The following is a 15,905-nucleotide window of genomic DNA, read 5'->3' as shown; positions in this document are numbered from 1 at the left end:
GAGACCTGGATCTTTCTCAGGTTGCCAATGTCGGGGTAGACGAAACGGCATCACGTCGAGGGCAACGTTACGTCACCGTATTTCTCGATATGCAACGCCAACAAGAGCCGGTGATCTTTGCTGTCCAGGGGCGTGGAAAAGAGACAATCAAGGCGTTCAGCGCCTTTCTAGAGGCACATGGCGGCGCCCCGGGCAATGTGGTTGAAGTCGTGTGTGACATGTCTCCGGCTTTCCTCAATGGCACTGCGGAACATCTTCCTGATACTCGAGTGACGGTTGACTGGTTCCCTATCGTGCAGACGTTCACCAAGGCGTTGGATGAAGTGCGTAAGCGGGAACGTCGAGAAAAAAACCATTCCAAGGCCCTGCGCTGGGCTTGAGCACCTTGATCATGGTGCCGTTCATGGACATGAGACAGGCGATTGCGGTGCCCTTCGCCGATTAGTGGTGGGTCTTCATCCTGTTCGGGCTGGTGGGCGGTGGCCTGTCCTTCTATTGCTATATTGCCGGATTGCGTCATAGCTTGCCCTCGGTCGCCTCCATCGTCGCCATGATCGAGCCGATCACTGCCACCCTGTACGGCCTGTTGATTCTGGGACAGGGGCTGGATGCCATGCAGATAGGCGGCATGGTGCTGATTCTGCTCGCGATCACGCTGCTGAGCCTGGCGCAGAATCGCCTGGATGTGTTGCTACGCATGCCGCTCGGGCTGCGTAAGGACAACTCAAGAGACGCGCAGGCGAAACAGACGGGTCAATGACATCTCGTGAACCCTGAACCAACGCCTTCCTTCTGCTTGCGATCCTGATGAATGCCGAGAGGTACACGATGCGTGAGTCTCGAGGGCAATAGCGAAGGGATGAAGGGGCCTGAAACACGACAACGCCTCGTCAGCATGACTGGCGAGGCGTTGTCGTGTTGTGACGTATATGACGTCGAGTGTTGCCAGTGCGCACTGGATCTGGCTCGCTGTCAGCTATCGCTGATCACGGCGGCAAGTTCAGGGCTCGGGCGGCTGGCGTTGACGAAGAAGTCATTCATCGTCAATAGCAGGTACTTCTTCATCATGTTCTGGGCCGGCAGGAAGATGCGATCTCCGAAGTCGAAGTTGCCTGCCTGGTGCGACACGGAGTCCTGAACGGCGTAATCCTTGCTGAACAGCAACTGCTCGTTCTTGTCGTAGAGACGATACTGGACATCGAAATCGGCAATGATATCGAAATCTTCATTGGCGACACCGAAGGTCAGCAGATTCTTGGTCAGGTTCTGGGCGATCAGGTAATCAAGATAGACAGGGCCGCGATTCTCATGGGCCTGGATTTCAACCTGCAGGCGGTAGTCGCTGGCACGTGCATCATGGGTGATGCGCGAAGACGCGGGCAATTGCTCACGCAGCAATTGATTGAAGTGGGTCATCGCAGGTGAACAGATGCGCGACAGCTTGATGTTGCCCAGTGGTTGCATGGCCTGTTGGGCAGCGCCAGAAAACAGGTTGGCCTGTGGCTGGCTGTAATAGACGTCGGAATAGAACACCTTGTGCTGGTAGGCCTGCGCCTCCACCGGCGTGACCTTCGGGACATCGATCTGCGCGCGCGACACACAGCCGGCCATCACCATGAGGGCAATGCCCGCGCTAGCGAGTTTCATCAATGGCATGGGCATTCGAGTGACGGGCATATGACGAATTCTCGGGTGTAGCGAAGTTGTCGCTCACCGTAACATGCGCATGTCACAAGGCTAAACACGGGTCAGACAACGTCTTTCAACCATTGTTAACTTTTGTTTAATATTGTTGCGTTTGTATATGTGAAGACTCGCAAGAGGCGCCAGCTCAATCGAACCAGCGCTTGAGCGTCGTCTCCGCGCGCGCGGAATGTTCCGGCTTGATATGCGCGGCGACGATGGCGACGGCACCCGCCATCAGCGTCAGGTCATCGGTGTAGCCAAGCAGTGGCGTGAAATCGGGCAGACCATCGATGGGCGAGATGAAATAGCCCAGCGCCCCATAGATGGTGGTGCGCGCCCAGAGAGGCGTATCTGGGTCCTGGGCGGCGAAATACATGCGAAATGCGGGATTGAGCACGCGCTTGCCGGCCTTTCTGGCGGCGCCGCTCACCTTGCGCCAGAAGCCGGCCTCCGAGTAGTCCTCGGCATGGGCGTCGAGCTGCTCCTGGTGTGGACGGCTGCCATCGCCCATCTGCGCTACCTGATCCGGTGCTGGCAGCCTGAGTGTCTCAGGCGGCTCGGCGGCGATGATCGTCTCATTCGTCATGGCGCTGTCTCCGTCATCTGAAGGTGTCGGCAATGGCTGCCAGCTTCATACCCTGCGCTTTGGGCCTAACTCTATCATGTGACTTTACACGGGTTGCGTCGTTCCATGGTTCGCTCCGGGAATCGCTCTGTGAGTCACTTCGGCAATCGCTCCATGTGTCATTCTGTGGAGCGCTTTCTGAGCTGCTGCGTGCTGGCAATGACAGACAGAAAGACGCCGCCTCCTCACCCGTATCGACTGGGCAAGGAGGCGGCGTCTTTTTTGGCGATCAGGAATTGGTCAGCATCAACGGCTCAGGCGGGCAGGTCGAACAGCAGGGCATGCAGCCGGTGGGCATCGCTCAGCGCGAGCCGTGATGCCTGATCCAGCGTCACGGCGTCACCTGCGCCCAGCGAGACACTTTGCGCATCACTCGTGCTCAGGCTCGTGGTCCCATCGATCACGTGCAGATAGTAGCGGCGCCTTGCGTCCAGTGGCAGTTCCAGTGCTGCGCGCTGCGCGTCATCTCCTTGCAGGCCGATGCGATACATCTGGGCATCCTGATTGATAACCAGCACCCCAGGCGCGGCTTGCGCCGGTGGTGCGATCAACAGGGTGAGGCCGTCGCGGGCGGCGAAGGGCTGCTGCTGATAGCGCGGCGGCAGCCCCTTGGCCTGTGGCGTGATCCAGATCTGCAGAAAGCGCAGTGGCTCGCGGGATGAGGCGTTGTACTCACTGTGCTCGATGCCCGTCCCGGCACTCATCAGCTGGACTTCGCCGACCCCCAGGGTGTGCCGTGAGCCCATGCTGTCGCGGTGCTCGATGTTGCCTGACAGCACATAGCTGATGATTTCCATGTCGCTGTGCGAGTGCGGGTCGAAGCCCGCGCCCGGCGCCACGCGGTCATCGTTGATCACGCGCAGCACGGAGACGCCCATGTGAGCCGGGTCGTAGTAGCTGGCGAAGGAGAAACTGTGGCGGCTCTCCAGCCAGGCGAACCTGGCATGGCCGCGCTCATTGCCGGGACGTAACGTGAGCATGGCAACCTCCTGAGACTGTGCGGGCGCGCATTGAGTGATGAATAGCCAGCCTTCAGCGGGCTTATGAATCGTGCCTGGCCGGGCTCAGCAGACGGTCGAGTGACAGCTTGCCGCCGCCGGTGATCGCCAGGCTCGCCGCGATGGTCAGCAGTGCCAGCGCGTATTCGTAGCCGTTGTTGCTCGCGAACAGACCATTGCCGATATGCACGGTCAGGATGGCGACCAGCATGGTGAAGGCCAGCACGGCAGCCGCCGGACGTGTCAGCAGGCCGATCAGGATCGCCAGTCCGCCGAAGAACTCGCCGCTGCCGGACAGCAGCGCCATCAGATAGCCGGGTTCGATACCAATGGAGGCCATCCACTGACCGGTGCCTTCCAGACCGTAGCCGCCGAAGGCGCCGAACAGTTTCTGTGAACCGTGGGCCATGAAGATGATGCCGGTCGGGACACGCAGCACCAGGCTTGCGAGGCTGGAATCGGTGGTCATAAGGCGAGAGAGGGCGGACTTGAACATGTGTGGCTCCAGTGATCAGGGGATATGAGGTCTTTCAGATCAGTGTGTTTGATCGATAGAGCTACTATAGAATGCGGCTTATCAAAAAAATAACGGAGGATTCTGGTCTTAATGATCAGAATTTTTGAATCATGGTTTCACCCATCACACTCGACGCCCTGCGCGTGCTGGATGCCATCGAGCGGCGGGGCAGTTTCGCCGCGGCCGCCGAGACATTGCATCGCGTGCCCTCGGCGATTTCCTATTCGGTCCAGAAGCTGGAGGAAGAGCTGGGCGTGCCGCTGTTCGATCGCTCGCGGCGCAAGGCCGAGCTGACCGATGCGGGCCACCTGGTGCTGGCGCATGGACGGCGCATTCTGCTGGCCACCGAGGAGATGACGGCGCTGGCGCGTCAGGCGGGAGCGGGCTGGGAGGTCGAGCTGCGTATCTGCGTCGATACCATTCTTGATCCGGACGCGCTCTATCCGCTGTTGGAGCAATTCCAGGCCATTCAGCCGCGCACGCGGGTGGTGTTGAGCGAGGAGGTGATGGCGGGTGCCTGGGATGCCCTGCATGACAATCGCTGTGATTTGGTGATCGGCGCGCCCGGCGAGCCGCCGGTGTCGGGGCTTGCGTGCCGGCGGTTCGGCGCAATAGAATCGGTCTTCGCCGTGGCGGCAGATCATCCGCTGACCCGGCTGGCGCAGCCGATTGCCTTCGAGGCGCTGCAGGAATATCCCACCGTGATCGTGGCGGACAGTTCGCGCAGTCTGCCCGGTCATTCTTCCGGCTTGCTGGATGGCCGCAGCCAGATCATCGTCAAGACCACGGCGCAGAAGATCGAGGTCCAGCGCAAGGGGCTGGGGGTCGGCTATCTGCCGCGCCATCGAATCCATCTTCAGTTGGAGGAGGGCAGTCTGGCACTGCTTCAGCTGGAGACGCAGCGCGCGCCGATCGATCTCTCGCTCGCCTGGCGCAGTGGCCGTCAGGGCAAGGCGCTCAAATGGTTCCTCGAGCGCCTTGCCGCCCCCGGCATGGGTGAGGCCTTCGGGCTGTTGCCGCGCGAGGCGGCGACTGACTTGCGTGGAGACTAAACTGAGCAGACGCCCTCAGCCCCAGTCGAGCACCACCTTGCCCGACTGACCGGAGCCCATGATCTCGAAGCCCTGCTGGAAGTCTTCTACGCCCAGGCGATGGGTGATGATGGGCGAGAGATCCAGCCCTGACTGGATCAGGCTGGCCATCTTGTACCAGGTCTCGAACATCTCGCGGCCATAGATGCCCTTGATGGTCAGCCCCTTGAAGATGACCTTGGTCCAGTCGATGGCCATCTCGTCGGGCGGAATGCCCAGCATGGCAATCTTGCCGCCGTGATTGATGACATCGAGCATCTGCTCGACGGCGGAGGGCACGCCGGACATTTCCAGCACCACATCAAAGCCCTCATGCATGTCGAGCTCCGCCATCACCTCTTTCAGGGATTCGCGGCTGACATTGACGGTGCGGGTCGCGCCCATCTGCTCGGCCAGTGCCAGCCGATAGTCATTCACGTCGGTGATCACCACGTGGCGAGCCCCGATATGGCGGATGACCGCCGCCGCCATGATGCCGATGGGCCCGGCACCGGTGATCAATACGTCCTCGCCGACCACATCGAACGCCAGCGCCGTATGCACGGCATTGCCGAAGGGGTCGAAGATGGCCGCCAGGTCATCGCTGATCTCATCCGGCAGCTTGAAGAGGTTGTAGGCGGGCAGGGCGAGATATTCGGCGAAGGCGCCGGGGCGGTTGACGCCCACGCCCTCGGTATTGCGACACAGATGGCGACGCCCGGCGCGGCAGTTGCGGCAATGGCCGCAGGTGATGTGCCCTTCGCCCGAGACACGGTCGCCGATCTCGTAGCCGAGCACCTCGCTGCCCAGTGCGACGATCTCCCCCGCATACTCATGACCGGTGACCATCGGCACCGGCACGGTCGCCTGCGACCACTCATCCCACTGATAGATGTGCATGTCCGTGCCGCAGATCGCGGTCTTGCGGATCTTGATCAGCACATCGTTGTGGCCGATTTCCGGCACGGCCGTCTCGGTCATCCAGATCCCGGGTTCGGCCTTGAGCTTGGCCAGCGCCTTCATGCATCACCTCCCGTCGTGGAGTCGATCACGCCCATCTCGCGGCCGATGCGCGTGAAGGCGGCAATGGCCGTCTCGATCTGCTCCGGAGTATGCGCCGCCGAGATCTGGGTACGAATGCGCGCCTGCCCCTTGGGCACCACCGGATAGGAAAACCCGATCACGTAGATGCCGGCCTCCAGCAGGCGATTGGCGAAGTCGCCCGCCAGGCGTGCATCGCCGATCATCACCGGAATGATGGCGTGACCGGCACCCGCGAGGGTGAAGCCTGCCTCCTGCATGCCACGACGAAAGCGTTCGACGTTCTCCCACAGCTGATGGCGTGCCTCGGCGCTGTCCTCGACCTTGTCCAGCGCCTTGAGGGTCGCCGCCACGATGGGCGGCGCCAGCGAGTTGGAGAACAGATAGGGGCGCGAGCGCTGGCGCAGCCACTCGACGATGGGCCCGCGCGCGGCTGTCACGCCGCCCGAGGCACCGCCCAGTGCCTTGCCGAAGGTCGTGGTGATGATGTCGATCTGATCCATCACGTCATGGTATTCGTGGCTGCCACGCCCGTTGGCCCCCACGAAGCCGGTGGCGTGGGAATCATCCACCATCACCAGCGCGTCGTAGCGTCTGGCGAGCTCGCAGATGCCCTTGAGGTTGGCAATCACGCCATCCATCGAGAAGACACCGTCGGTGGCGATCAACTTGAAGCGTGCACCGGCGGCGTCCGCCTCCTTGAGACGGGCCTCGAGTTCGCGCATGTCATTGTTGGCATAGCGATAGCGGCTTGCCTTGCACAGACGCACGCCATCGATGATGGAGGCGTGATTGAGCGCATCGGAAATGATGGCGTCTTCAGGGCCGAAGAGTGTCTCGAACAGGCCGCCATTGGCGTCGAAACACGAGGAATAGAGGATGGCATCGTCCATGCCGAGAAAGGCCGCGAGGCGTTTTTCCAGCACGCGGTGCTGATGGTGAGTGCCGCAGATGAAACGCACCGAAGCCATGCCGAAGCCGTCACGCTCCAGCGCCTGTTGCGCGGCCGCGATCAGCTCGGGGCTATCGGCCAGGCCCAGATAGTTGTTGGCGCAGAAGTTGATCACCTCCGACCCTTGCCCCTCGTGTTCATCACCGCCCGCGACCCGCAGGCTGGCACGCTGGGGCGAGGTGATCTCGCGCTCCTGCTTGTAGAGACCTTCTTCATGCAGCTCATTGATCTGACGGCTGAGGTGGTCGTGGAAACTTGCTGGCATGCGTCGCTCCTGTCTGTCGTGGTCCTGTTCGCTTCCGATGGTCGCTGAGCGCCTGCGGGAAACGTGATGGCACAGACTTTCAGCGTAGTCGGGGTCTGTCAGCGGCGTGGTGCGGATCGTGCGCTCAGCTGGCCGGACGCTCCTTGAGTTCGTTGCCATCCTCGTCTTCAAAGGTCAGCCCCCAGCTGGTGACGGCGGCCAGCAGCATGATGGCCACGAGGAACCAGCCCTGGAAGACGAACGGGAAGACGGCGGTCGGCGAGACGGAGGGCAGCCAATCATAGGTGCCCTGCATGGACTGGATCGTCGACCAGCCCAGCAGTACTGGTGCCCCCCAAGGGAAGATGTAGCCCAGCGCAGAGGTCACGGCGTCCAGCATGTTGGCGCGGCGATAGCGATGGATGCGGTAGCGGGTGCCCAGCGCACGCACGAAGGGCGCGGCCGCGATCTCGGCGGCGGTATTGATGGTGATGGCGCTGTTGAGCAGCGCCACGATGCCCCAGATGGCCACTTCGGCGCGGCGCATCGATTGCTTGATCCAGCGCATCAGCAGGCGCGTGACATGCTCCATGGTGCCGCCGAGGGTCATCAGGTGGGCGGCACCGACGATCAGCAGGATCAGGATGCCCATGTTGACGTAACCTTCGACGCCGCGAACCAATGCACCAGTCATGACGCCATCGGCCTCGGCATCGAAGGCGATGATCTGTGACAGGCTGCCGGTGCCGGCGATCAGCATGACAGGAATGGCGAGCAGGATGCCCCAGGTCAGAGAGGTCAGCAGGTGCTGTCCACGCAGTGCCAGTATCAGCACCAGTGCAAAGGGCGCCAGCATGATCAGCCCCGCTGGATCGGCGGCCTCCTGCATCGATTGAACCGCCGCGGGGTCGGTGATGCCGCCTTGCTCGCTTCCGCCGAAGATCACGAACAGCGCCAGCGCCGGCAAGGCTGCCGCAATCGAGTACTTGAAGCGGCTTTTCACCACGCCGGGGACATCCGCGCCCTGGGTCGTGGCGGAGACGATGGTGGTGTCTGACACCGGGGCCAGGTTATCGCCGAAGATGGCACCGGACAGTATCGCGGCAAACAGCAGGGTGGGGTCACCGCCCACCGCGATGCCGGCCGGATACATCAGCGTGCAGAAGGCGACCGTGGTGCCGTAACCAGTCCCGACAGCGGTCGAGAACACGGCTGCGAGCAGGAAGGTGAGCCCGACGAACCAGCCGCCGGTCATGTCCGAGATACCGCCCAGCCAGACAAGCCCTTCGACCAGTCCCCCGACTTGCAGAACCTGAGCGAACATCCCGGCATAGAACCAGGCGACGATGGCGACCACCCCGATGGGCTGCGTCAGCCCATCGAACAGGCCGTTGGCATAGTCCTCCCAGCGACTGGTGCAGAAGAACAGGCCGAGGGTCAGCCCGAACAGTGCCCCCATGACCAGGCCGATTTCAGAGGACAGCCCCATCACGCTGGTCGTGATTGCCCAGACGACAAAGAAGATCAACGGGATGGCGGCGCCCCAGGCACCGAAGCGGAATGTCAGCGAAGGGGAGTCAGGCGCTGCGTGTGAGGCGTCATTGGGCGGGTGAGCAGCGTTCTGCTGCCCATGATCCTGCTGGGAAGTCGGGGACATGTCATTACCTGTCTACGTCATTGTGATTGTTGGGTGACGACTTTAGGCAGGCGCTGGGCAAGACGATCTTCCGCATGGCAAGGCACTTGCTTCACCTTGCATCGGAGGGCACTCGGTACATGCCTGAGCGCAATGGCGATGTCTGCATGGCCTTGTCAGCAATACAAACGCCAGCAAGGCTTGTGGATGTTTGATGTCTTGCCAGCATGAAGCGCTGAAAATCCAGCGTTCTGCCAGTCATTTCAGCCTATCAGTGTATGCTGATGGACTGTCAATGCGGCGAAGGCGCAAGACGTGTCGTTCCTGGTAGGTAGAGAAAAAAGGTGTTCATCAGACGTGACACGGCCCTACACCTCATTTGAGGGCAGGGCCGGTGTTTTGGATAGATTGCGTTGGACAGATTGCGTTGTCATGCATCGCATCAGTACGCGCTGCGACGCATCTCACACCATGGCGTTCAGCGCTGGGTGAGTGGCGCCGGTGCCGGGGCGGCGCGGGTGGCGCGATCACGGCGTACGCGGATCACGAAGGCGATTACCAGCGCGAAGATACCGAAGGCGACCGGGATGGCGGCGACCGAGATCAGGCTCAGCAGGGTCTTGTAGACATCGCCGCCCAGCCAGCTGACCACGATGGCCAGTGCCGCCATGGAGACGATCCAGAAGGCGCGTGAGCGTTTGACGGTCAGCATCTCGCACACCAGGCCTGCGGAGTCGGCGCTGGTGATGAAGAACAGCAGGATGTTGAGCGTCAGGATCAGGGACAGCAGGCCGCTGCTATCGATGGTGTCGATCAGCTTGAACACGTCATCGACGCCCAGGCTCAGACTGCCGAGCCCGAAGACCACGAACCACAGGCACGAGAACAGGGTCGGCACCAGCATCACGCCAAGCACCATGCCACGCAGGGTGCGGCCCTTGGAAATGCGGGCGATGAAGACGCCGGTGAAGATGAACCAGCCATACCATGCCGCCTCGAAGGCATATAGCCAGTCTGCCAGCCATGTCTTGCGCTCCGGATCGCCCAGGCCGATATCGGTGGCCATCGCGGGGTACTTGAGCAGGTATTCCGGCACCAGGCGCACGAAGGTGGAGAGGATATCGCCGGGCACGGTCAGCACCAGCACGCCGAGCATCAAGATGATCGCGAACAGGGTGTTGTAGTTGCTCAGCCACTTGATGCCGCGCTTGAGGCCCGAGGCGGAGGAGATGATGGCGCACACGGCCAGCACGCAGATGATCAGGGTCGGGCTGAACTCGATGCCGACCAGCTTGACCAGTCCCTGCTGGATCGGGGTGGTCGCGTAGGTGAAGGACAGCGACAGGCCGATGACGGTGGAAACGACGAGGCTGATCAGGTTCAGCTTGCTCCACAGGCCGTTGCCCAGCAGTTCTTCGGCGGGCTTGGCCATCTTCATGTTGTACATGGCGTGGGCGAAGAGCGCGCCGATGGCCAGATAACCGGCCCAGGCGAGCAGGCCCCAGTGATTGAAGGCGTTGAGCAGCGCCATGTCGGTGCTCAGGCCGGCATCGGTGTGATATTTGGGTTCCAGCACGCCCCAGGTGAGCAGGCCGATGCCCATGCCGGTGGCGAACAGCATACCCATCCAGCTCAGGGTATGGAATTCAGGATCGCCTTCGCCGAAACGCAGCTTGCCCAGCGGGGTAAAGCAGACCGCGACCAGCAGCAGCGAGATGGCAAAGGCCGGCCAGGTGAACAGGAAGCCGAAGTTGCCGATCACCGAGCCCTTGATCAGGTCGAGACTGGCCAGAAATCCTTCGGGAAACAGGGCGGCGGCAGCGATCAGCAGCGCGATCACGCAGACGGTCGCGATCGAGGTCAGGTACTGCTCCTTGCCACAGGCCGAGTGTCCCAGTCCGCAGATGTCGTCAGCAGAGTGCGCGTTCTGTTGTTCATGATTTGACTGTCCAGAGACGGACTGTTCGGAAGCAGGCTGTGCAGAGGGCGAGTGGTGGGTCATTGTGCGAGTCCTGATGTTGTTATTGTCGTGGCAGGCAACGTGATACGGGGATGAGGTGACGCGTTGAAGAGACCGATGCTGAGCTCCTGTGAATGGCAAGGACCTCATAAGACTATCCGTACTGGGTAAGCAGTTTTGGATATGCACGACAACTAATTGGCTTATTGCGACATGACGGCCCACTCCAGCGCGATATCGGCAGGCATGAGCTTGATGTGTTGCCCAACGCGACTCGCCGAGCCGCCCCTGTGACGAGATGGCTCGGCGAGTGGGGGGTTGGCAGGACCGGTCTGGCAGAAAATGTCATGTCAGTGAGGCTTTATGTGGGGACTGACACAAGTTCCGGCTTACTCTCAGCCTCGAGCTCAGGCCTGGCCTCTGCCCGGCTTCGGCTTGCCGAGTTTCATGAGGGCGATGCCGGACTCCTGGCATAGCGCTACCAGAAGGCCCAGCGTCATCGCCACGATCACGAAGCTCATCGGCAGGGCGGCAGCCATCAGGATGGTCTGCAGCGCCTTGAGCCCGCCCGCCATCAGCAACGTACCGGCCACCAGTCCGATGCAGATGCCCCAGAAGATGCGGTGGCGCGCCAGCGGTTCTTCATCGCCCAGCGACAGGATGGTCGTGACCACCAGGGTGCTGAAATCCGAACTGGTGACGAACCAGCTGATCAACAGAAAGATCAGCAGAGACGACAGGATGATGCTCAGCACGCTGTTACCCGCCAAGGCATCGGCGGTAGCAAAAAGTGCTTCGGGCAGATTCCAGTTGCGCACCAGCGTCATCAGCTCGCCGCTGCCGGCACCCATGCTGGCTGTCAGCTCCTGATACAGACCGGTGCCATCGAACAGCGCTTGCCAGATGAAGATGATCAGCGGCGGGGCGATCAGTACACCCAGGATGAACTCACGCAGGGTGCGGCCCTTGGAGATGCGGGCGATGAACAGACCGATGAACGGCGCCCACGCCAACCACCACGCCCAGTAGAAGATGGTCCAGCCTTCCTGCCAGCTGCTTTCGCCCGGAGTCTGTGCCACCCACAAGCCCATCGGCACGACATCGCGCAGGTAGGCCAGTAGCGTCTCGCCGAACAGTGAGATCACCCACAGTGTCGGGCCGCCGATCAGGAAACTGCCGACTACGATGATCGAGACGCCGATATTGAGTTCCGAGATGTAGCGAATACCTCGCTTGACGCCAGACACCGCCGAGGCGATGGAGATCGCACTGATCGCGAGGATCAGCGCCAGCTGCGTGCCGATGCCGGCATCCAGTCCGGTGAGGCGATTAGGCCCACTGCGATCTGGCTGACGCCCAGCCCCAGCGAGGTGGCGATACCGAACACGCAGCCCAGCACGCCCATGATGTCGACGGCATGGCCGATCGGGCCATGGATGCGATCACCGATTAGCGGATAGAGCGCTGAACGCAGCGCCAACGGCAGTTTCTTGCGGTAGGCGAAGTATGCCAGCGTCATGCCGACGATGCCGTAGACCGCCCAACCATGCAGGCCCCAGTGGAAGAAAGCCACCTTGAGCGCCTCGACGGCGCGGGCGTGATCCATGGCGGTCGCGCCGGCCAGGTCCGCATGCGGGTTATTGGGATAGCCGAAGCCACCGGAATTGTCGAAATAGAACAGCGGCTCCGCGACTCCGAAGAACAGGATGCCGATTCCGACACCTGCCGACAGCAACATCGAGATCCAGGTGAAGCGCGAGAATTCCGGGACACTTTCCTTGGGGCCGAGGCGCAGGCTGCCCCAGGGCGAGCACACCAGTACCAGCGACAGGGCGATCATCGCGACTACCAGCACCAGGTAGTAGGTGCCGAAGGTATGTTCGATCCAGCTGCGCGCGGCACCGAAGATCGCGGCCGCTCCATCGGGTGAGAGACCGGCCCCGACGACGAACGCCAGCAACAGGCCGGCCGAGGTCAGGGTCATGCCCTTGTGCATGCCCTTGAGCGGACCGCTGGTTTCCGCCTGGAGATGTGCCGTGAGGGCATTGTCTTGCGAAGGGTGTCGTGCGGGATCACCGAGCGGATCATGGTCTGTCGCTGCCATGAGAAGACTCCTGAATTGTTGTAGTTGTTGTGTAAGATGTTGTTTCAATTGATGTTTGAGCTGTCGCTCCTGTCGCGGACTGAGTGTCTTGAGGCCTTGAGAGCGGAATCGATACGGGTAAGGCCGGTGGATGAAGTGGAGGGATGGTATTCACGATCAGGCCAATGCCGGGGGTGGCCAATTTCGAGAACGCAGAGTGCGTGATGCTTGCTTGGCTGGGCATTTTTTCGGTCAATGTCCTGTCAGCAATGCAACCGGCTGTCAGGCAGATAGTTGCGCCCCTTCCAGACTAGTCAGGCGCGGTGTGTGGGCGTTGGAGGCAAGCGACGCCTGTTTGCCACAACACGACGTACAGAGCATGCAAAAGACGCCAGAAATGACAATGCCCGCTCAGGTGTTGGTCTGAGCGGGCATTGGTGACCCATGGGTGACACGATTGTGACGCTAAGGTCACGCGATGCTGATGCTGTGATCACACACATTCTAATAAATGCGGGCCAGTGAGCCTGTGATTCCAGTGCAAGTGCCGAGAGCGCCACGCTGCCCTCTCTACGCTTGCATCATGGAATCCTGCGTCACGAAATCGCTGTCAGAGGCCTTAGCCCGCGTTGGTCTGGCTGACCGCTCGCGGCGTGGCTTGCGGGCCGGTCTTCGGCTGACGACGCGACGTGATCACGCTGCGTGATTCATCGACCAGCGCGACCAGCAGGCCAAGCGTCATGGCGAGGATCACGAAGCTGACCGGCAGGGCGGCAGCCATCAGGACCGTCTGCAGCGCCTTGAGTCCGCCTGCCATCAGCAGCACCGCCGCGACGGAGCCGATGCAGACCCCCAGAAGATGCGGTGACGCGGCAGCGGGTTTTCATCACCCTTAAGCGCGTCTACGGCGCGGGCGTGATCCATCGTCATATGGCCGGCGAGGTCTGCGTGCGGATTGTTGGGGTAGCCGAAGCCGCCGGAGTTGTCGAAGTAGAACATCGGTTCGGCGACGCCGAAGAACAGGATGCCGATCCCGACGCCTGCCGAAAGCAACATCGAGACCCAGGTGAAGCGTGAGAATTCAGGGCGGCTATCCGGCGCGCCCAGGCGCAGCTTGCCCCAGGGGGAGAAGACGAGGGCAATGCACAGGCCGATCAGACCGACGATAGTCACCAGGTAATAGGTGCCGAAGGTGGATTCGATCCAGGCGCGCGCGGCGCCGAATAGACTGGAGGACAGCTCGGGGGGCCAGGCCGGTGGCGAGTACGAAAAGCAGTAGCAGGCCGGCGGAGGTCAGGGTCATGCCCTTGTGCATGCCCTTGAGCGGGCCGGAGGTCTCGACGCGCAGGCTCAAGTCCGGCGAATGGTAGCGCTGAGAACCGACGACTGCCGCGGCGCTGCCGTCTGAGGTGGTTTTTTTGGTGCTGGCGTTTTTGGTACTGGAATTGTCAGGTGAGGCGGGGTCATGCTGAGGTGGGGTCACGCAATATCTCCTGTTCGAGCTGGTCGTAGGGCCAGCGTTCCCTGTCGCGGTCACGGCGGAATGACCGTTCATCTGTCGCGGAAATTGTTGTCGATAAGGCAACGAGATGAAGGCGTGAATGCTTGTCGAGAGGCGCGGGAAGACGCTAACTCCCTCAAAGTATTACAATATATTATGTATGGAGTTGATTTTGATGGCTACAGCTTCTGGAAAATTGGCTGTGTCGCAAGAGCGCGTTCGCCAGCGAGCCCATTCGGTCACTCAGACTCATTGGCAAGGGCTATCGTGCAAGGGCATCGCGGCTGTCCGAGAGGCAGAAATCATGCGATGATATTATTGACGTGATACGACTCTTTATTGCCCAAAAGCGACAATGTTGGCCATCTGCTGGGCGCTTTCGGGATAACATTCCGGCGGTGCAGGGTCGTGAGTGGAGCCTGCACCTCATGCGCTTGCCCTCACGACGTCATTGAGGCTGTTTGCGCTCAGCCGACGGGCAGGGCGGATCCACCTTCTCACTCTCTGGAGCCACTGCACGATGCGACTCGATTACATCGGCCCGCTACCGGAAACCATCGGGTTTCTCTTGCTGCCACGCTTCTCGATGATGGCGTTCTTCGCGGCCGTGGAGCCTCTGCGCATCGCCAATCGCATCAGTGGCAAGCCGCTGTTTCGCTGGTTGCTCATCAGTGAGGATGGCCAGCCGGTCACGTCTTCCAGTGGCATGACGCTGGTCGCCGACCACAGCATTCTCGATATTCGCTCCCTGCCTTCGCTGGCAGTATGCAGTGGTTTCGAACCCGAGTCGCACCTCAATCGCGCCTTGACGGGCTGGATGCATCGTCTTGATGGCGGAGGCTGTGTGCTGGGCGGCCTGGATACCGGCTGTTTCCTGCTGGCGGCGGCAGGACTGCTGGATGGTGAGCGGGTCACGCTGCACTGGGAAAGCCTGCCGGCGTTTCGTGAGCGCTTCCCGACCATCAGTACCTCGGATGAGCTGTTCGAGCTGGGCGCGCGGCGCTTTTCCTGTGCCGGTGGGGCAGCCGCGATGGACATGGCACTGGATGTGATTGCCCGCCGGCACGGCACGGCGTTGGCAGTGGATGTTTCGGAGCAGCTGGTGCACGACCGCATGCGCACACGAACCGACCAGCAGCGCATGACGTTGGCGCGCCGCCTGGGCACCCACAAGCGCCAGCTGGTCGATGCGGTCGCCCTGATGGAGCAGAACCTGGACACCCCCTTGTCGCTGGAGGAGCTGGCGAAGCGCTGTCGCGTCTCGCTGCGCCAGCTGCAGCGCCTGTTCGAGCAGGAGCTGTCGACCTCGCCGCGGGCCTGGTACCTGCGGCTGCGCCTGGAGCGCGCGCGGCATCTGCTCAAGGAAACCGACCTCGATATTCTCTCGGTCGGGCTGTCGAGCGGCTTTACCTCCAGCTCCAGCTTCTCGCGTGCCTACCGCAACCACTTTGGGCATTCCCCGCGCCAGACGCGCTGAGGCCTGGCTGGTCGCCATCGGCGTGATGACGCTGACGTTAATCGTGATGCAGTGGTGAGGCGGGCCTCTTGCATTATCAGGCTGCTCGCCTCCATTACATTATAAGCCCCAAGGA

The 15,905-nt window shown here is 61.5% G+C and carries 14 protein-coding genes and 1 pseudogene; 4 read left to right on the top strand and 11 right to left on the bottom strand.

Translation table 11 applies throughout. The annotated features are described in order from the left end of the window. The coding region (locus IZU87_RS10610; protein WP_249330533.1) for a transposase at positions 1-380 on the top strand (380 nt) is incomplete at its 5' end. A gap of 77 nt (positions 381-457) precedes the next feature. After that, positions 458-760, top strand: coding sequence for an EamA family transporter (locus tag IZU87_RS10605; protein WP_287024219.1), 303 nt, complete (start codon positions 458-460; stop codon positions 758-760). Between the two features lie 212 nt (positions 761-972). On the opposite strand, the gene IZU87_RS10600 is transcribed toward IZU87_RS10605, so the two are convergent. The 4 genes from IZU87_RS10600 to IZU87_RS10585 all read right to left on the bottom strand — a co-directional run bounded on the left by IZU87_RS10600 (position 973) and on the right by IZU87_RS10585 (position 3,805). Continuing rightward, positions 973-1,656: a hypothetical protein gene (locus tag IZU87_RS10600; protein WP_213114473.1), complete on the bottom strand. Its 684-nt coding sequence runs from the start codon at positions 1,654-1,656 to the stop codon at positions 973-975. Between the two features lie 175 nt (positions 1,657-1,831). Further along, positions 1,832-2,272: a YkvA family protein gene (locus tag IZU87_RS10595; protein WP_213114472.1), complete on the bottom strand. Its 441-nt coding sequence runs from the start codon at positions 2,270-2,272 to the stop codon at positions 1,832-1,834. Positions 2,273-2,565: 293 nt separating this feature from the next. Further along, positions 2,566-3,291: a pirin family protein gene (locus IZU87_RS10590; protein ID WP_213114471.1), complete on the bottom strand. Its 726-nt coding sequence runs from the start codon at positions 3,289-3,291 to the stop codon at positions 2,566-2,568. A gap of 61 nt (positions 3,292-3,352) precedes the next feature. Beyond that, positions 3,353-3,805, bottom strand: a complete 453-nt coding sequence (locus IZU87_RS10585) for a DoxX family protein (protein WP_213114470.1) — start codon at positions 3,803-3,805, stop codon at positions 3,353-3,355. Between the two features lie 131 nt (positions 3,806-3,936). On the opposite strand from IZU87_RS10585, the gene IZU87_RS10580 reads away from it, so the two are divergent. Continuing rightward, positions 3,937-4,878 (top strand): LysR substrate-binding domain-containing protein, encoded by a 942-nt coding sequence (locus IZU87_RS10580; RefSeq protein ID WP_213114469.1) that lies wholly within the window; start codon positions 3,937-3,939, stop codon positions 4,876-4,878. A gap of 15 nt (positions 4,879-4,893) precedes the next feature. Here the strand turns inward: IZU87_RS10580 and tdh are convergent, their stop codons facing one another. The 7 genes and pseudogenes from tdh to IZU87_RS10545 all read right to left on the bottom strand — a co-directional run bounded on the left by tdh (position 4,894) and on the right by IZU87_RS10545 (position 14,015). Then, positions 4,894-5,919 (bottom strand): L-threonine 3-dehydrogenase, encoded by a 1,026-nt coding sequence (gene tdh, locus IZU87_RS10575; RefSeq protein ID WP_213114468.1) that lies wholly within the window; start codon positions 5,917-5,919, stop codon positions 4,894-4,896. Beyond that, on the bottom strand, positions 5,916-7,154 hold the full coding sequence (locus IZU87_RS10570) for a glycine C-acetyltransferase (protein ID WP_213114467.1): 1,239 nt from the start codon (positions 7,152-7,154) through the stop codon (positions 5,916-5,918). Before IZU87_RS10570 ends, tdh begins: the two co-directional genes overlap by 4 nt. A gap of 124 nt (positions 7,155-7,278) precedes the next feature. Beyond that, complete coding sequence (locus IZU87_RS10565) at positions 7,279-8,790, bottom strand: Na+/H+ antiporter NhaC family protein (RefSeq protein WP_213114466.1); 1,512 nt, start codon at positions 8,788-8,790, stop codon at positions 7,279-7,281. Between the two features lie 457 nt (positions 8,791-9,247). Further along, on the bottom strand, positions 9,248-10,771 hold the full coding sequence (locus IZU87_RS10560; protein WP_213114465.1) for a BCCT family transporter: 1,524 nt from the start codon (positions 10,769-10,771) through the stop codon (positions 9,248-9,250). Positions 10,772-11,136: 365 nt separating this feature from the next. Next, a pseudogene (locus tag IZU87_RS10555) lies at positions 11,137-12,713 on the bottom strand (BCCT family transporter). Between the two features lie 718 nt (positions 12,714-13,431). After that, positions 13,432-13,629, bottom strand: a complete 198-nt coding sequence (locus IZU87_RS10550) for a BCCT family transporter (RefSeq protein WP_249330532.1) — start codon at positions 13,627-13,629, stop codon at positions 13,432-13,434. Continuing rightward, positions 13,629-14,015, bottom strand: coding sequence for a BCCT family transporter (locus IZU87_RS10545; protein ID WP_349305179.1), 387 nt, complete (start codon positions 14,013-14,015; stop codon positions 13,629-13,631). Before IZU87_RS10545 ends, IZU87_RS10550 begins: the two co-directional genes overlap by 1 nt. 818 nt (positions 14,016-14,833) lie before the next feature. Between IZU87_RS10545 and IZU87_RS10540 the strand changes: the two genes are divergently transcribed. Beyond that, the gene (locus IZU87_RS10540) at positions 14,834-15,790 is read left to right on the top strand and encodes a GlxA family transcriptional regulator (RefSeq protein ID WP_213114463.1); all 957 of its coding nucleotides are present in this window, start codon (positions 14,834-14,836) and stop codon (positions 15,788-15,790) included. Positions 15,791-15,905: the final 115 nt, after the last annotated feature.

Source organism: Cobetia sp. MC34 (genome assembly GCF_018340035.1).
Classification (GTDB): domain Bacteria; phylum Pseudomonadota; class Gammaproteobacteria; order Pseudomonadales; family Halomonadaceae; genus Cobetia; species Cobetia amphilecti.
Note: the sequence above shows the minus strand (reverse complement) of the source record. Positions and strands in the feature narration are given on the sequence as shown.